The following is a 16,193-nucleotide window of genomic DNA, read 5'->3' on the forward strand; positions in this document are numbered from 1 at the left end:
AGCATGGGCAAGACCGGCGACGCATCGGATTGCTCGCTGCTGCTGCGCTGGCGGATGCGCACTTCGCCGGCCGACGTGATCAGGTAACGGCCACTCGGGCCCGGCGCGATCCCGGCGATGCCGGGCTGTGACAAATCCACGTCAGGCGCATCGGCCGGGATGCGCAGCGTGCGCAGATACTCGCCGGTGCGATACACCAGCGTGCCATCGGCGGTGCGGGCGATGCTGGTGTTTTCGAAATCGATGACCTTGCGGATGTACTGCGAGACGTACAGCCGCGTGAACGGCTGCGCCTCCGCCCAGCGGTGGATCTTGTGCAGGGCCGCCACCGAGGCGGGCTTGGTGCCGGCATAGAAGTGGTAGTAGATGTCCACCGCCTTGAAGCGGACCGGCTCGCCGGTCAGTTCATAGCTTTCAATGGCGCGCTCGAAACCGTAGAAGGGACCGGTCCAGTTGCCGGTGTAGACGTTCTCGTCCTGGTTGGGCGCGAAGACCTGGTACCAGCCCTGCTTGCGCACACCTTGCGCGGCGATGTCGGTCCAGGTGTTGCGGCTCCTGGTGATCATGGTGTCGCCGCCGTTCATGTTGAGGAAACCGTCCAGATAGGTCTGGGCGATGGCCTCGGGCGGCGGCACGCAGTTGCCGGTCCAGAGGAAGACTTCAGCCTTCTTGCCGGGCGGCAGCAGGGTCTTGTTGATGTAGTCCATCGACCCCTTGATCTCGCGCTGCAGGTTGAATTTGTAGTTGGGGATGTCCAGCGTGCGCGAGGCATCGCCATCCATCTGGTTGATGTCGGCGGTGCGGGTGTCATACATCGCATCGGCCCAGTTGAAGGGATGCGAGAAGGAATGGCTGGCCGGCTCGACATAAGGCAACGTGAACATCTTGCGCGCCAGCGCCGTGGTCTGCGCGGAGAGCTGCGGATAGACGCCCTGCGGGCTCAGCTCGCCCTCCACCACCGAGACCGTCACGGGAAAGCGGTAACGGTCCCAGATCTCCCGCTGCAGCACTTCGACCGCAAAGGGCGAGCCCGGATACTCGGCCTTGGAAGGAAACCCATCGCCATCGAGGTGGCTGGTCTGGATGCGCCGGCCACCCTCGGTGGTCACGTCCGGCACCGGAATGGCGGGCAGGCGCAGCGCGCGCTTGAGGAACAGCATGGGCTGCAGCACCCAGCGCGGCGGGTCCATCACCTGCAGCGTGGTGGTGGCGAACGGGGCCAGGGCGAAACCACCCCAGGGCATGATGGCGGCGGCATCGTAGATGTTGTTGCGGCCATCCTTCATGCGCAGCAGCGACTTGGCGGCAGGATCGGTCAGGCGCACCAGCTCCAGCTGCGTGCGGTCCACGCGCGGCTTGGTCTCAAAACCCATCAGTTCGGAATCGGCTTGCGTGACCTCCAGCTGTTCCGGCGCAGGGGCGGAAAAACTGGTCAGCCCCAGCATGCCGGCGCTGAGTTTGGTCATCTGGAAACCGAAGGCATTGAAGATGGCCACCGGCACGCCTTCCTTGATGCGCTGCCCGATCCACGGCCCCAGGCGCTGGTGATCGGTACCGCTGCGGAACCAGGTCACCACGCCCGCATAGCGTCCGGCCAGCGGCTCGGTGGGCAGGCCCTCGCGGCCGACTTCACGGAATTCGTAACGCAAGCCGAGGTGATTCAGCTGGATGCCCAGGAAGCGTTGTGCCTCGGTGGTATGCAGGTCATCGCCCTGGGCCACATCGAGCAGCACCAGCACATTGCGCGGCACCAGTTCGACACTGGACACGCCCATGGACATCAGCGTGCCATCGGCCACCCAGGGCAGGAAGCCGTCGGCGCTGATCTTTTTGGCCGTCTCGCGCGCCAGGGCGCGGGCGCCGGGCTGGAACGGGTCGACGTAATCGATGGCGATGGCCGGCAGGCGATAGCGGTCGCGGATGGTGCGCAGCTGGCCGGAGAGCCAGGCGCGGTCATTGTCGGTGACGGCGCCATAGCTGCGGCGGCCGGCGTCGTAGCCGCGATAGAGCGATTCGGCAGCCACCGCATACGTCAGCGGAGCCACGTCGGGGAACAGTTCGAAGCCGCGATTGAGAATCAGCTTGGCCTCCGGATAGCGGCGCTTGAATTCGTGCAGGGTGGCGATCATGGCCTGGGTCTGGGCGGCGCGCTCGGCATCGGTCTTGGCGAACAGCTGGTAGGAATCCAGGGTGTCGAGGAAGAATCCACGCCAGCCCTGTGCCCACAAGGGGGCCACGATCTTGTCGAGGAAGAAGTCGCGCCAGCCGGGCGCGGTCTGGTCGATCACGCGGCTGCCCCAGGCGGCGTTGTCGCCCTTGAGCAGGCCGGGCGGCATCTGCTTGTAGTAAGGCCGCGAAGGCTGGACCTCGCCCAGCGAGACATAGGCAAACAGCTGGTGCGCCCCGTTGGCCGCACTGCGCGTGCGTGCGGCCGGGTCGCGCACGAAGGCCGGTTCCACCACGGCCACGTCAAAGGCCTGCAGGTCAGCCAGCGGGGGATTGGGGCCGTAATAGAAGGCGATCGAGGTGGGCGCGGCCGCCGTGGCCGCCGCCGGGTTCTGGGCCGGCGCTGCACCGGTCACCAGCGCCGCCGCGCTGGCGGCCAGGGTCCAGGCCAGCGCCCGCAAGGCGCGCCAGGTCCGGCCGGCTGTTTGTTGTATGGCTTGGCTTGCTGCAGAGCGCGGCACGGGCTCTCCCTGATGGATTTGTTATCAATTTGGCAGGCCGTATGAAACCACGGCTGCGGCATTGCGGAAATCCGGAAAATCCTGACATGGATGAGCTTCCATCCTTGTTCTTGTTAAATTTGCCGGATTTTCCCTGTGTGCTTGTTAGCAATTTGTATCAGATTCTAACTAGATTCAACTGCAAGTTTATTACTTGAAGGGAATTTCGATGTCTCTTGATGTGAATATTTTGACGCCCATCCAAGATAATCCGCTGCCTGAAATGGCCAATGCATTCATATTCGACGATGCGGCGCACAAAAGCAGGGCAGTCCAAACCAGCGTGTGGCGGGCTCAAGCGCACCAAAAGCAGGCAAGCCCTGCGCACACTCCTTCATTTCGCCCATTTTGCGCCGCATCACCCGCCCTCCCGCCAACGTGACCGCGTTGCGACATCCCGCGCAAACCCTTGCCACACCGGCGTCTGGCCGCCAATAATCGTCGCGGCTTGTTGTATGCCAATCTTGTATATCAGCGTGGCACACAACTTGCTGATGAGGGGATATGAACACCGATCCTTCCGCCAAGTCGTCGTCGCAGATTGCGGTCCGCATCACCGAGGCCATCCTCGCCAAGCAACTGGCACCGGGGACGCGCTTGGGCGAGCAGCAGCTGGCCGACCTGTTCGGCGTCTCGCGTACCCAGGTGCGCGAAGCGCTGACCCGGCTCATGGCGCGTGGCATCGTCACCGTCAGTGCCCGGCGCGGCTGGTTCGTCATCGAGCCGACTGCTGAACAGGCGCGCGAAGCCTTCGAGGCACGCCGCGTGATCGAACTGGGACTGTTGCGCCAGGCGCGGGTGCGGCCGATCAGCGCGCAGGCCATCGGCCAGCTGCGCGATCACATCGCACGCGAAGAGGCGGCCATCGCCGGGGCCGATGTGGGGGCGCGCAGCTATCTGCTGGGGGACTTCCATGTCTGCCTGTGCGAATGCCTGGGCAACTCGCTGCTGTCGGAAACGCTGCGCGACCTGACCGCGCGCACCACCCTGACGGCCATGCTGCACCAGTCGTCGGAGCAGGCTGAGGATTCGTGTTCGGAACATGTATTGATCGTCGAAGCGCTGGAACGCGGCGATCTGGAACGGGCAGAGCAACTGATGCAGGACCACCTGCAGCATGTGGAATCAGGGCTCACCCAGGTGCGCAGCAGCGATCCGCTGGAACCGCTGCGGCAGGCGCTGGCATCGGTGTCGCGGCAGGGGGCTGCGGGCGAGACCGGACTGCCGCGCCAGGAAAGCAAACGGCCTTGAGCTGCACAACAGGCCACTCATCAACGTAGTCAATGACGTCAACCCAAGGGAAACTGCTATGAAACTGACCAAACTCCTGCTCGGCCTGATGGCCGGCGCCATGATGTTCTCCGCTTCGGCTGCCCGCGCCGACGCCCTGGACGATATCCAGAAGCACGGCACGCTGCGCGTGGCGGTGCCGGCCGATTTCCCGCCGTTCGGCTCGGTCGACAGCGACCTCAAGCCGCTGGGCTTCGACATCGACGTGGCCAACCTGATCGCCAAGAAGATGGGCGTGAAGGTCGAACTGATCCCGGTCTCCAGCGCCAACCGCATTCCCTACCTGACCACGAAGAAAGTCGACCTGGTCATCTCCAGCATGGGCAAGAACGCCGAGCGTGAGAAGGTGATCGACTTCAGCGCTGCCTATGCGCCCTTCTTCAATGGCGTGTTCGGCCCCGCCGACCTGCCGGTCAAGAGCGCCGCCGACCTGGCCGGCAAGACCATTGCCGTCACCCGTGGCTCGGTGGAAGACCTGGAACTGACCAAGATCGTGCCGGCCTCGGCTACCGTGAAGCGCTACGAAGACAACAACAGCACCATCAGCTCCTTCCTCTCCGGCCAGGTGCAGCTGGTGGCGACCGGCAACGTGGTGGCCGCCGCCATCATCGCCAAGAACCCGCCCAAGAAGCCCGAGACCAAGTTCCTGATCAAGGATTCGCCTTGCTTCATCGGCCTGAACAAGGGTGAGAAGAAGCTGCAGGACAAGGTTGATGCCATCCTGGCCGATGCCAAGAAGGACGGCAGCCTCAACGCCATCTCCCAGAAGTGGCTGGGCCTGCCGCTGCCGGCTGGCCTGTAATTTGCTGGAGTGACCGCACACCTTCGTGGTGTGCGGCATGACAGTTGCGGGAATCCACCAGTACAGTAGCAAGGCGACGGCAGTACGGTCGCCCGAGAGCACCAATACAGCAGCAGTACAGCAGCAAACCAGTTTTACCCCGGCAGCAGGCAGGCGGACAACCCGGCAAACGCAGCATTTTCGAGGCAGGGCAGACACGACATCATGGCTTATCAATTCGATTTTCTTTCCACGCTCGACTACACCGACGTCATCGTCAAGGGTGTGGCGACCACCGCCGAGCTCATCGCCATCGGCGGCGTGCTGGGCGTGGCCGTGGGCATCTTCGGTGCCTGGGCACGCACGCAGGGGCCGGGCTGGCTCAAACCCATTGTCAGCGGCTATGTGGAGATCATCCGCAACACGCCCTTCCTGGTGCAGCTGTTCTTCATCTTCTTCGGCCTGCCTTCGCTGAACATCCACATCAGTGAAATCACCGCTGCCATCCTGGCCATGGTGATCAACCTGGGGGCCTACAGCACCGAGATCATCCGCGCCGGCGTACAAGCGATTCCACGCGGGCAGATCGAGGCGGCGCAATCGCTGTCGATGTCGCGCGGGCAGATCTTCCGCCACATCATCCTGCGTCCCGCGCTGCAAAAGATCTGGCCGGCGTTGTCTTCGCAGGTGGTCATCGTCATGCTGGGCTCGGCGGTGTGTTCGCAGATCGCGGTGGAAGAATTGTCCTTCGCGGCCAACTACATCCAGGGGCGCAACTTCCGCGCCTTCGAAGCCTACATCGTCGCCACCGCCATCTACCTGGTGCTGGCCATCCTGCTGCGCCAGTTGCTGCGCCTGATCGGCAACCACTTCATCACTGCCCGGAGGACCGCATGATCACGTTCACCACCTGGGACATCGTCCGCAACCTGATGCTGGCGTGGCGCTGGACCATTGTCCTGTCGCTGGTCACCTTCGTGCTCGGCGGCGCACTGGGCCTGATCATCCTGTTCATGCGCACCTCGCGCCAGAACTGGCTGCGACAAGTCGCACGGCTCTACATCGAACTGTTCCAGGGCACGCCGCTGCTGATGCAGTTGTTCCTGGTCTTCTTCGGCATTGCGCTGTTCGGCATCGAAGTGCCGGCCTGGCTGGCGGCGGGACTGGCGCTGATGTGCTGGAGCGCGTCGTATCTCGCCGAGATCTGGCGCGGCTGCGTGGAAGCCATTCCCAAGGGGCAGTGGGAAGCCTCATCGGTGCTGGCCATGGGCTACTTCCAGCAGATGCGCTACATCGTGCTGCCGCAGGCTTTCCGGATCGCGATTGCACCGACGGTGGGATTTGGCGTGCAGATCATCAAGTCGACGGCGGTGACCTCCATCATCGGCTTCATCGAATTGTCCAAGGCCGGCACCGTCATCACCAATGCCACCTTCCGCCCCTTCACGGTGTTTGCCATCGTGGGTGCCTTCTACTTCGTGCTTTGCTGGCCGCTGTCCAAGTACAGCCAGTCTTTAGAAAGGAAATACAATGCCGCTCATCGCCATTGACAACGTCAAGAAACGCTTCGGCGACAACGAAGTCCTCAAGGGCATCAGCCTGGACGTCGAGCCCGGTGAAGTGATCGCCATCATCGGCAAGAGCGGTTCGGGCAAGTCGACGCTGCTGCGCTGTATCAACGGCCTGGAGAGCATCGACGAAGGCAACATCAGCGTGGCCGGTGCCAAGCTGGGGGCGAGCGAACTGGAGCTGCGCAACCTGCGGCTGAAGGTCGGCATGATCTTCCAGCAGTTCAACCTGTTCCCGCATCTCTCGGTGGGCCGCAACGTGATGATTGCGCCGATGATCGTCAAGGGCACGAGCGAAGCCGAAGCGATGGCTACCGCCAAGGCCAATCTGGAGAAGGTCGGGCTGGGTCACAAGTTTGATGCATTTCCGGACCAACTCTCCGGCGGCCAGCAGCAGCGCGTGGCGATTGCGCGCGCGCTGTCGATGAATCCGCAGGCGCTGCTGTGCGACGAGATCACCTCGGCGCTGGATCCTGAACTGGTCAACGAAGTGCTGACCGTCATGCGCGGCCTGGCCAAGGAAGGCATGACCCTGCTGATGGTGACGCACGAGATGCGCTTTGCGCGCGAGGTCTGCAACCGGCTGGTGTTCATGCACCAGGGCAAGGTGCATGAGATCGGACCGCCGGAGGAATTGTTCGGCAATCCGAAGACGCCGGAATTGCAGCAGTTCATCGGGATGACGCAGGGGGCTTGAAGCGGACTCTGCACAAGTTGCTGTAGCGGGATCACAACCCCAGATCTGGAAGAATTTCCGGGCCTGGGGAGGTTTTATTTTTCAAAAAAGCAATTGCCTTCGCTGACGTTTCGCACATCACGTTGACTGAGTAAAGTTAGAATCTCACAAATATCTGGAGCGTCAGATTCCCATGCTCATCATCACAAGTGAATTCTCTTACCTTGCTGCACTCGATGAAATCACGACATTGATGCGTGCCGAAAGAAACACACTAGATGGTGCCCGTCTTGATGCACTAGTCGCCTCTATAGCGGTATTTGAGAAGCCGCTACATGATGCATTTCTCAAGTCAGACCATGCAGAAACTGAAGCTTCGACATGAGAAGAAGACAGCCGACACAGCGTCACTGAAATTCGCGGAGGGCGATTTTTTCGTCGACGTACCAACGCATAAGACATTCTCTATCCTTGCAGGTAGTCTCACGATAATTCCAGGCTTGACGGGCATGCTCTCTCAATGCGTTTGGATCACTGGTCATCTGCTTTGCCTTGCCAAAGATTTCGGCTAATTCCCGGTCATGTTGCGCCAACTCAGGATCCTGACAAATCAGCTTCTCGGCAGTCGAGCGCGCTTTGGAACAATCAAAACTGGTCTTTTGTGACGTCGTACTCTCCGGAGCGGGAACATAAGCGTTCTTCGTTGCCGCCATCTGGGCGTTCCACCATGGCTTCAGAGGCGTAGCGGCCAATATCAGATCTGGCCAGGCGAAGCTGCGAATACTGGCCTTTACGGCTCCGGAATCACCAGAGTCACGATATGCGATCACGCCTTTTCCCGTATCGCGCTTGATCGCAAAAGCGGCAGAATCAGAATCGCAAGCGTGCTCCTTGCAGCCCTGTGCCAGATAAAAACCATTCTTGAACTGAATCCCTGCCACGTCGCTGACATCCAAACGCTCCACAATTTTCTTCCAGTCACTCGCAGAGACTGCATTGAAAGCAGATTTGAAGCGTGGATCTTTGACGGCCTCCGAAGGCGACATTCCCTGAATCCAACTGAAACCTGTTTTCTGTTCAACAGCGCGATCGCCGGGAGTGCTCTTCGTCGCCACGGGTGACTTTTCCGCCTTCTTACTCGAAGCCGACGTACTGACTGGATCAACAGCGGTAGAGCCTGTTGACGCTACTCCGTTGTCGCCAACGCTCTGCGTTGAAAGCTGATACCCCGCAATCAACACCACGATCGCCCCAAGTATCATCAAACGTGGACGGGTTCGGTCGGGCGGAACCGCGAACTCGGGCTTCGGGCTGACAACTGCCACTACCAACGCAGAAAATTGTTGTTCAGCGCTCTCGAGTGCCTGTTGCGCCGACATTCGGTTCTTCTCGAACGAACGCTGTCGCAGTCCCGCGTAAAGCGCCACAACCATGAGTATTGCGAATGCAACCGCCGTCGAGCTTCCAATGACAATAGCTCCCGTGAGGCAGAAAAGAAAAGACCAAAAATAGGTGGGAGATTCCGGCCACTTCAGGATGGCGCTATGGAGGGAATCGGCAGCCTCATCGAGGCCATGATGCTCTCCTGCACGGGCCTTACACTGGGCTTCAATTTCGTAAAGCGCACCCATAGCCTTTTCTTTTTCTGCTAGAGATATCGTACCAATATCGACCACGAGCCGGATGGCACGAGTCGTTGTCTCTAACTTGGGACCAATGTCGTTGAAGAACTGCTGATGCTCATCCAAGGTCGCAGCTTCGGCCAGATCATCAGACTCGACATACACACCGTGCGAGAGAAAGTATTGCCGCAAGGCCTCTGCCAAGCGATCTTGCAGGAGGTGGACGAAGTCGCGTGTTGCCTGCTCACGTTTGGATAAGCGCTCTTCTCCTTCGTTACCGAGGTGGGTAGTGCCCTTCAGCCGGACATCTTGGCGCCCATCGCTCCTGCGGTTGAGATTTTGGCTGAAGCGTATTCCAGTGCCTGGGATGCTGGCGGTCACTCTTCCGCGCGTGTTGTAGGTAAAGCCTTTGCCGCCAAATGACGTGCTCACCCCTTTCTTGCTTAGATTAACTCGAATGCCCGGTGCAATCTTGATGCTTTTTCTAAAACCCCATCCCATGTCGATTCCCCTGAATGAACGCAGATATTTTTCTGATACGTAGACTGACTCAAGCGGCAAGCGCAGCAAACCTCTCCTCGTTTGCTGGCTGATTACGCTTTGGGGCGTAACTTTTCAATCTTAACGCGATCCAGGAGCTTGACCTAAGCTTGTCGCCAATTCAACCAGCAGCGTATTCCGCGCGGCAATACAACTTGCCGGCGGGCATCAAAACAGAAAGAGGATGTGAATCAAGTGCGCAGAAGTGTGACTTCAACGTCATCAGCAGGATGGGAGGTCTGCAGGAAAAACCGGATCAAATATCAGAGAAGGGGCCTGAATGGATTACCGGTCGACTTCACAAACCTTCCGGTCATTCTCATAAAACACCACCGGCCCCGTCGTGAACCGTTCCTTGGGAATGGCCACCATCAGGTAATCCTTGATGCGATACGAAGCGCCGGAAGCCGGTGCGCGATAGAGATAGTTCAGACGCAAGGTGCCATCGCGCAGACGCAGCGACAAGGGCGTGAAGACATGGGGACGTTCCGCCGCATCCGGGGCGCTCATGCTGCGCGCCACCACCAGATATTGCTTGCGTTCAAAATGATCGGCCGAAGGACCGAAGGGACGCTTGTCGTTCATCACCGGGGCCGGCTGCATCCAGCGGTCCCAGTCGGCGCGGCTGCGGATCAGGGCACAGAAAACCGGCTGGCGCTGCTCATCCCAATTCTTCAGGAAACCCTGGTAGGAACCGCTCAGGACCGTCTTGTACGGTACCACCGTCGGGTCCTCGGCTTCGGTCCACGGCATCATGGAACACCCCGACATGGCCACCAGTACGGTGCCACCCACGATCCACTGCATGCTTTCCCTGATCGACTTGCGCATTCGTTTCCCCCAAGAAGCTTAGCATTTAAACATGGCTTGCCCGATGCTGGCGAGATTTAGTTGCATCCCTGCCAAAGTCCCGCCCGGCGAGAGGCCGCAGCACTGCTGCTCAGAACTCACGCAGCCTCTTTGGTTCAGCGGCATACCGGCTTTTACCTTTGTGGAGCCAGGGTTGCGATTTGCGTGATAATGCGGGGTCCGGAAGGCGGCTATGCTGGCGCGGCGAGGTGTCGCGCGGCGCTCGCGGGTCTGTTCCCGCGCCCACCTTCCCTGTTTCTGCCATTTTTGAAGGGTCGTTTCCATGAGCTCAGCTGTCATTTCTTCCTCCGCTACCGGCGCCGCGCTGGACGGTTTCATCGCCGGCCTGCCGAAAACCGAACTGCACCTGCACATCGAAGGCACGCTGGAACCCGAGCTGATGTTCGCCCTGGCCCAGCGCAACAACGTCGCCCTGCCCTACGCTTCGGTCGAGGACCTGCGCGCGGCCTACAACTTCAGCGACCTGCAGTCCTTCCTCGATCTCTACTACGCCGGCGCCAACGTGCTGCGCACCGAGCAGGACTTCTACGACATGACCGCCGCCTACATTGCCCGCGCGCAAGCCGACAACGTGCGCCATGCCGAGATCTTCTTCGATCCGCAAACCCACACCGAGCGCGGCATTCCGATCGCTACCGTGTTCGCCGGCATCGCCGCCGCCCTGCGCGATGCGCGCCGTCGCGATGGCTTTGGCAGCGTGATGATCATGTCCTTCCTGCGCCATCTTTCCGAAGAAGATGCCTTCGCCACGCTGGAAGCGGCACTGCCGCTGCGCGAGCAGTACGCCGACCTGTGGCTGGGCATCGGCCTGGATTCCTCCGAACGCGGCAATCCGCCGGAGAAGTTCGAACGCGTCTACGCGCGCTGCCGCGAACTGGGCTTCCGCCTGGTGGCGCACGCCGGCGAAGAAGGCCCGGCCGCCTACGTGATCGGCGCGCTGGACGTGCTGCACGTCGAACGCATTGACCACGGCGTGCGCAGCGAAGAAGACCCGGCCCTGATGCAGCGCCTGGCGCAACAGCGCACCCCGCTGACGGTGTGCCCGCTGTCGAACCTGAAGCTGTGCGTGGTCAAGGACATGGCCGAACACAACCTGGCGCGCCTGCTCGATGCCGGCCTGGCCGTGACCGTCAACTCCGACGACCCGGCCTACTTCGGCGGCTACATGAACGCCAACTACCACGCCGTGGCCCGCTCGCTGAACCTGTCGCGCGAGCAGGTGCTGCAGCTGGCACGCAATGGCATCGACGCCTGCTTCCTGTCCGACGAAGACAAGGCCACCCTGCATCAGGAGCTGGAACAGTACGCCGCCAGCCACTAAACCTGCCGCAGCTTGCAACACCGCGCCCGGCCATGTGCCGGGCGTTTTCATATCCCTTGCGGTCAAGCACGCTTCTTGCATAGGAGTTACAGGGGATTGGCGACGGTCCGGCCCGTCTTTTGCAGCGCGCCACCGGCACCATTGACCACTCATTTTTGCCGCAATCGAAGGCACGGATTGACAACAATTTTTGAAATCAAGATTACGCCATGCAGCATGCGGTACGCCATTGTTCACAAGGGAAGTTTGCCCGATCGGCGCTGCGTCGCAGCATCGAAAGTCGCGTCGGCGGTGACCCAAAGAGGGTCACAGGGCATTCTTTTTGGTGCAGAATGAGCCCCGTTTTGTTGCAAATCCATTTTCAGATTGTTGACGATCCATGCGCCTCGTTGTTGACCGGCAAGACCTTCCAGACAGTCATTCCAGCCAGAGCATGAGCATCATGAACAAAGCCAGCAAAACCGCACGCCCCCCTGCCGCCCCGGCCCGCGCCAGTGCGCGCGAGCGCGAAAGCACGGGAGCGGTCGAGGAGAGGATGTACCAGGACATCTATGACGCGATCATGGAACACCGCCTGCCGCCGCGTACCAAGCTGACCGAGCAGACCCTGTGCCAGATCTACGACACGGCCCGCCACACGGTGCGCAAGGTGCTATCGCGCCTGGCTTCGGAGGGCATGGTGGATCTGGAAGCCAACCGGGGCGCCTTCATTGCCAGCCCTTCGCATGCCGAGGTGCGCGACATGTTCGAGTTGCGCAACATCCTCGAACATGCGGTGCTGGAGAAGGTCGGGCGCGAGGCGGGCACGCGCCAGATCGCCGGTTTGCGGCGCATGGTGGAGGAAGAGCGGGATTGCTATCTGAACGGTGACCGGCCGCGCTGGATCCGGCTTTCCGCCCAGTTCCACCTGGCGCTGGCGGAGCTGACCGGCAATGCGCTGCTGGTGGAGACGCTGCGCAAGCTGGTTTCGCGCACCACGCTGATGATCGCCAAGACGGAGGCGCCGGGCCACAACGCCTGCTCCTTCGATGAACACGAGACCGTGCTGGAAGCGCTGGAAAAAGGCGATGTTGCCGCTGCCCAGTCGCATATGGCACATCACTTGCATTTGTGCGAGGACCGGGTACGGCCGGATGCGGATGATCAGTTCGATCTGCGTGCCGTGCTCGGCAAGGGACTGTGACCCACGGGCCGGCGCGCACACCCTGATTTTCCCGCCAGGGCGGATCAGGAAGATGGAAGAAGGAAGTGAGAAACAAACAGGGCCACGTCGCGCGGCCGAATGCAATACCGACCGTGTGACCACCACCATGCCGACAAGAGCATGCAGGAAGTCCGTTGAACAGCCCGGCTGCGGCCGGGCGTGATTCGTTTCACCCAACCTTTCTCTCTGATGGAGACCGGCCATGACTACCGACGCTTCCCCCTCCGCTGCACCCGGCGCCTATATCGCCGGCGCCGACGACGCGCGCCTGACCAATGAAGACCTTGCCCCGCTGAAGAAACAGACCTGGGGTTCCTACAACATCTTTGCCTTCTGGATGTCCGACGTACACAGCGTGGGCGGCTACGTGTTTGCCGGCAGCCTGTTCGCCCTGGGCCTGACCAGCTGGCAGGTGCTGATCTCGCTGCTGATCGGCATCAGCATCGTCTACCTGCTGTGCAACCTGGTGGCGCGTCCCAGCCAGGCGCATGGCGTGCCCTATCCGGTGATGAGCCGCCTGTCCTTCGGCGTACTGGGCGCCAACGTCCCGGCCATGATCCGCGGCCTGATCGCGGTGGCCTGGTACGGCATCCAGACCTATCTGGCCTCGGCCGCCTTCGTGGTGGTGGTGCTGAAGTTCTTCCCCGAACTGAAGCCTTATGCCGATGTTCATGTGCACTCCTTCGCCGGCCTCTCCACGCTGGGCTGGGGCGGTTTCCTGCTGCTGTGGGTGCTGCAGGCGCTGGTGTTCTGGAACGGTATGGACACCATCAAGAAATTCATCGACTTTGCCGGTCCGGCGGTCTATGTGGTCATGTTCATCCTGGCGGGCTGGATGATCTACAAGGCCGGCTGGCAGAATGTCGGCCTGAACCTGGGCGAGATCAAGTACAGCGGCTGGGCGGCGGTCTCGGTGATGATCACGGCGATCTCGCTGGTGGTGTCCTACTTCTCGGGGCCGATGCTCAACTTCGGCGACTTCTCCCGCTACTGCCATACCTTCGCCGATGTGAAGCGTGGCAACTTCTGGGGCCTGCCGGTCAACTTCCTGGCCTTCTCGATAGTCACGGTGGTGACTACTTCGGCCACCATTGCCGTGTTTGGCGAACTGATCACCGATCCGGTAGAGACCGTCTCGCGCATCGACAGCACGACTGCTGCCGTGATTGGCGCGCTGACCTTCCTGACGGCCACCATCGGCATCAACATCGTGGCCAATTTCGTCTCGGCTGCCTTCGACTTTTCCAATCTCTCGCCCAGCCGCATCAGCTGGCGCGCCGGTGGCATGATCGCCGCCACCGCCTCGATCTTCATCACACCCTGGAATCTGTTCGGCAATCCGGAAGTGATCCACTACACCCTGGATGTGCTGGGCGGCTTCATCGGCCCGCTGTACGGCATCCTGCTGTCGGACTACTACCTGGTCAAGCAACGCCAGGTGAAGGTCGAGGATCTCTACACCATGCGTCCTGAAGGCCGCTACTGGTACACCAATGGCGTGAACCGTGATGCGGTCAAGGCGCTGATGCTGGCCGCAGCCGTGTGCGTGGCCTGCGTGATGCTGCCGCAGCTGCGCAAAGCGGCGGACTTCTCCTGGTTCATCGGTGCGGCGCTGGGCGCGGTGTTCTATCTGATGTTCGCGCGCAAGCGTTGAGCGTCGCCGACCTGGACTTCATTGCATCAAGGAACAAGCATGCGTATCAAGCTGATCAATCCCAATACCACCATGAGCATGACCGAGGCCATGACCGCCTGCGCGCGGCAGGTAGCGGCACCCGGCACCGAGATCACGGGCGTGAGTCCGCAGATGGGGCCGGCCTCGATCGAGAGCCACTATGACGAGGCGCTGGCCGTGCCGGGCCTGCTGCAGGAAATCGAGCAGGGCGAGCGCGAGGGTGTGGACGCCTACGTGATTGCCTGTTTCGGCGACCCTGGCTTGTCGGCCGCGCGCGAGTTGGCGCGGGGCCCGGTGATCGGGATTGCCGAAGCGGCGATGCACATGGCCAGCCTGGTCGCCCCCTCTTTCTCGGTGGTGACCACGCTGGCGCGCACCAGCGGCATGGCCTGGCATCTGGCCGAGCGTTACGGCATGCAGCGTTTTTGCCGTAACGTGCGCGCCTGCGAGATTGCGGTGCTGGAGCTGGAGAATCCGGCTTCCGATGCGCGGGCGCGCATTACCGACGAGTGCCGGCGTGCGCTGGCTGAAGACGGGGCCGAGGCCATCGTGCTGGGGTGTGCCGGCATGGCTGACCTGTGTGCGGCCATTGGCCGTGACATTGGTGCTCCGGTGATCGATGGGGTGACCGCAGCGGTCAAGCTGGCGGAGTCGCTGGTGGCGCTGGGGTTGGGCACGGCCAAGGGTGGTGAATGGGCGCGGCCTTTGCCCAAGGCTTATCATGGATTGCTCAGCGGTTTTGCACGTGTGTGATTTTCTCTGCGGCGCTGTGGTTGGGCGCTGCGATTTCATTTCTTGACAGCCAAACGAAGAACTTATGTCACAGCAACAAACTTACCCTCGCGACCTGGCCGGCTACGGCCGCAACCCGCCGCACGCGCGCTGGCCCGGCCAGGCGCGGGTGGCTTTGCAATTCGTGCTGAATTATGAAGAAGGCGGCGAGAATTGCGTCTTGCATGGCGATCCTGCGTCGGAGCAATTCCTGTCCGAGATCGTAGGGGCGGCGGCTTATCCGGCGCGGCACATGTCGATGGAATCGATTTACGAATATGGGTCGCGGGTGGGGGTGTGGCGCATCCTGCGCGAGTTCGAGAAGCGTGGTCTGCCGATGACGATCTTTGGCGTGGCCACGGCCTTGCAGCGTTCGCCGGAGGTGACGCAGGCGTTCCAGGAGCTGGGGCATGAGATTGCTTGCCATGGCTTGAAGTGGATTCATTATCAGAACATGGATATCGAGACCGAGCGGGCGCACATGCAGGAGGCGGTGCAGATCTTCCGTGAGCTCACCGGGAGCGCGCCGCTGGGCTGGTATACGGGGCGGGATTCGCCCAATACGCGGCAGCTGGTGGTGGAGCATGGGGGCTTTGCCTATGACTCTGATTACTACGGGGATGATCTGCCGTTCTGGACTGAAGTCGAGACCAGCGGTGGCGTGAAGGCACCGCATCTGGTGGTGCCTTATACGCTGGATTCCAATGACATGCGGTTTGCTACGCCTCAAGGGTTCAATACCAGCGAGCACTTCTACCAGTACCTCAAGGATAGTTTCGACGTGCTTTATGAAGAAGGGGAAGAGGCTCCGAAGATGCTGTCCATCGGGATGCATTGCCGATTGCTCGGACGGCCTGGACGGTTCCGTGCCCTGCAGCGCTTCCTCGATTATGTGCAGTCACACGACAAAGTCTGGATCTGCCGGCGTATCGATATCGCTGAACACTGGAAGAAGACGCATCCATTTTCGGAGCGTTGATTTATTCTTTTTTGGAATTATTCTGTGCCGCCCTTGGGTTTTCTCCTTGGGCGGTATTTTTTTTGGTGTTGGTTTTACGGTTTGGGGTAGTCTGCACGGATTGCTTTCCTGCGCTCTAGCTTAATTCTTATCTCTCTCCGGTCGGAAGGACGCGCCGGGGGCGGCCCGGC

14 protein-coding genes are annotated in these 16,193 nt (G+C 61.0%); 11 read left to right on the forward strand and 3 right to left on the reverse strand.

The window, feature by feature from the left end; translation table 11 throughout:
• The coding region (locus tag B3873_RS12570; RefSeq protein WP_286866435.1) for a bifunctional glycoside hydrolase 114/ polysaccharide deacetylase family protein at nt 1-2,687 on the reverse strand (2,687 nt) is incomplete at its 3' end.
• 543 nt (nt 2,688-3,230) lie between these two features.
• Here B3873_RS12570 and B3873_RS12575 point away from each other — a divergent pair.
• The 6 genes from B3873_RS12575 (at nt 3,231) to B3873_RS12600 (ending at nt 7,426) form a co-directional block, all read left to right on the forward strand.
• Entirely contained in the window at nt 3,231-3,977 is a 747-nt protein-coding gene (locus tag B3873_RS12575) for a GntR family transcriptional regulator (protein ID WP_034334379.1), read from the forward strand.
• Between the two features lie 58 nt (nt 3,978-4,035).
• Entirely contained in the window at nt 4,036-4,818 is a 783-nt protein-coding gene (locus B3873_RS12580) for a transporter substrate-binding domain-containing protein (RefSeq protein ID WP_039783710.1), read from the forward strand.
• Nucleotides 4,819-5,022: 204 nt separating this feature from the next.
• On the forward strand, nt 5,023-5,694 hold the full coding sequence (locus tag B3873_RS12585; protein WP_034334375.1) for an amino acid ABC transporter permease: 672 nt from the start codon (nt 5,023-5,025) through the stop codon (nt 5,692-5,694).
• Complete coding sequence (locus tag B3873_RS12590) at nt 5,691-6,347, forward strand: amino acid ABC transporter permease (RefSeq protein WP_034334373.1); 657 nt, start codon at nt 5,691-5,693, stop codon at nt 6,345-6,347. The genes B3873_RS12585 and B3873_RS12590 overlap by 4 nt, the downstream gene beginning before the upstream one ends.
• Nucleotides 6,328-7,062, forward strand: coding sequence for an amino acid ABC transporter ATP-binding protein (locus B3873_RS12595; RefSeq protein ID WP_088755038.1), 735 nt, complete (start codon nt 6,328-6,330; stop codon nt 7,060-7,062). The genes B3873_RS12590 and B3873_RS12595 overlap by 20 nt, the downstream gene beginning before the upstream one ends.
• A 172-nt stretch (nt 7,063-7,234) precedes the next feature.
• The gene (locus B3873_RS12600) at nt 7,235-7,426 is read left to right on the forward strand and encodes a hypothetical protein (protein WP_286866440.1); all 192 of its coding nucleotides are present in this window, start codon (nt 7,235-7,237) and stop codon (nt 7,424-7,426) included.
• A 22-nt stretch (nt 7,427-7,448) separates the two neighbouring features.
• Here B3873_RS12600 and B3873_RS12605 read toward each other — a convergent pair whose 3' ends face one another.
• Both B3873_RS12605 and B3873_RS12610 read right to left on the reverse strand, forming a co-directional pair.
• On the reverse strand, nt 7,449-9,233 hold the full coding sequence (locus tag B3873_RS12605; protein WP_286866441.1) for a DUF4236 domain-containing protein: 1,785 nt from the start codon (nt 9,231-9,233) through the stop codon (nt 7,449-7,451).
• A 255-nt stretch (nt 9,234-9,488) separates the two neighbouring features.
• Nucleotides 9,489-10,034: a hypothetical protein gene (locus B3873_RS12610; RefSeq protein WP_286866447.1), complete on the reverse strand. Its 546-nt coding sequence runs from the start codon at nt 10,032-10,034 to the stop codon at nt 9,489-9,491.
• 301 nt (nt 10,035-10,335) lie between these two features.
• Here B3873_RS12610 and B3873_RS12615 point away from each other — a divergent pair, with 301 nt between their 5' ends.
• From B3873_RS12615 to puuE, 5 genes are all read left to right on the forward strand, one after another.
• Nucleotides 10,336-11,394, forward strand: a complete 1,059-nt coding sequence (locus B3873_RS12615) for an adenosine deaminase (protein ID WP_039783701.1) — start codon at nt 10,336-10,338, stop codon at nt 11,392-11,394.
• A gap of 442 nt (nt 11,395-11,836) precedes the next feature.
• Nucleotides 11,837-12,577, forward strand: a complete 741-nt coding sequence (locus tag B3873_RS12620) for a GntR family transcriptional regulator (RefSeq protein WP_034334381.1) — start codon at nt 11,837-11,839, stop codon at nt 12,575-12,577.
• A 223-nt stretch (nt 12,578-12,800) separates the two neighbouring features.
• Nucleotides 12,801-14,252: an NCS1 family nucleobase:cation symporter-1 gene (locus B3873_RS12625; protein ID WP_286866451.1), complete on the forward strand. Its 1,452-nt coding sequence runs from the start codon at nt 12,801-12,803 to the stop codon at nt 14,250-14,252.
• Nucleotides 14,253-14,291: 39 nt separating this feature from the next.
• Nucleotides 14,292-15,026 carry an aspartate/glutamate racemase family protein gene (locus B3873_RS12630; RefSeq protein ID WP_121040599.1) on the forward strand — a complete coding sequence of 245 codons (735 nt, stop codon included), beginning with the start codon at nt 14,292-14,294 and terminating at the stop codon, nt 15,024-15,026.
• A 64-nt stretch (nt 15,027-15,090) separates the two neighbouring features.
• Nucleotides 15,091-16,023 carry an allantoinase PuuE gene (puuE, locus tag B3873_RS12635; RefSeq protein WP_286866453.1) on the forward strand — a complete coding sequence of 311 codons (933 nt, stop codon included), beginning with the start codon at nt 15,091-15,093 and terminating at the stop codon, nt 16,021-16,023.
• The last annotated feature ends 170 nt before the right edge of the window (nt 16,024-16,193 follow it).

This window comes from Herbaspirillum sp. UBA812, from assembly GCF_002296545.1.
Classification (GTDB): Bacteria; Pseudomonadota; Gammaproteobacteria; order Burkholderiales; family Burkholderiaceae_D; genus Herbaspirillum; species Herbaspirillum huttiense.

Coding starts and splice junctions, on each gene's coding strand:
- B3873_RS12600 (WP_286866440.1), top strand. CDS start 7,235: ATGCTCATCATCACAAGTGAATTCTCTTACCTTGCTGCACTCGATGAA.
- B3873_RS12625 (WP_286866451.1), top strand. CDS start 12,801: ATGACTACCGACGCTTCCCCCTCCGCTGCACCCGGCGCCTATATCGCC.
- B3873_RS12620 (WP_034334381.1), top strand. CDS start 11,837: ATGAACAAAGCCAGCAAAACCGCACGCCCCCCTGCCGCCCCGGCCCGC.
- B3873_RS12585 (WP_034334375.1), top strand. CDS start 5,023: ATGGCTTATCAATTCGATTTTCTTTCCACGCTCGACTACACCGACGTC.
- B3873_RS12595 (WP_088755038.1), top strand. CDS start 6,328: ATGCCGCTCATCGCCATTGACAACGTCAAGAAACGCTTCGGCGACAAC.
- puuE (WP_286866453.1), top strand. CDS start 15,091: ATGTCACAGCAACAAACTTACCCTCGCGACCTGGCCGGCTACGGCCGC.
- B3873_RS12575 (WP_034334379.1), top strand. CDS start 3,231: ATGAACACCGATCCTTCCGCCAAGTCGTCGTCGCAGATTGCGGTCCGC.
- B3873_RS12610 (WP_286866447.1), bottom strand. CDS start 10,034: ATGCGCAAGTCGATCAGGGAAAGCATGCAGTGGATCGTGGGTGGCACC.
- B3873_RS12615 (WP_039783701.1), top strand. CDS start 10,336: ATGAGCTCAGCTGTCATTTCTTCCTCCGCTACCGGCGCCGCGCTGGAC.
- B3873_RS12580 (WP_039783710.1), top strand. CDS start 4,036: ATGAAACTGACCAAACTCCTGCTCGGCCTGATGGCCGGCGCCATGATG.
- B3873_RS12630 (WP_121040599.1), top strand. CDS start 14,292: ATGCGTATCAAGCTGATCAATCCCAATACCACCATGAGCATGACCGAG.
- B3873_RS12590 (WP_034334373.1), top strand. CDS start 5,691: ATGATCACGTTCACCACCTGGGACATCGTCCGCAACCTGATGCTGGCG.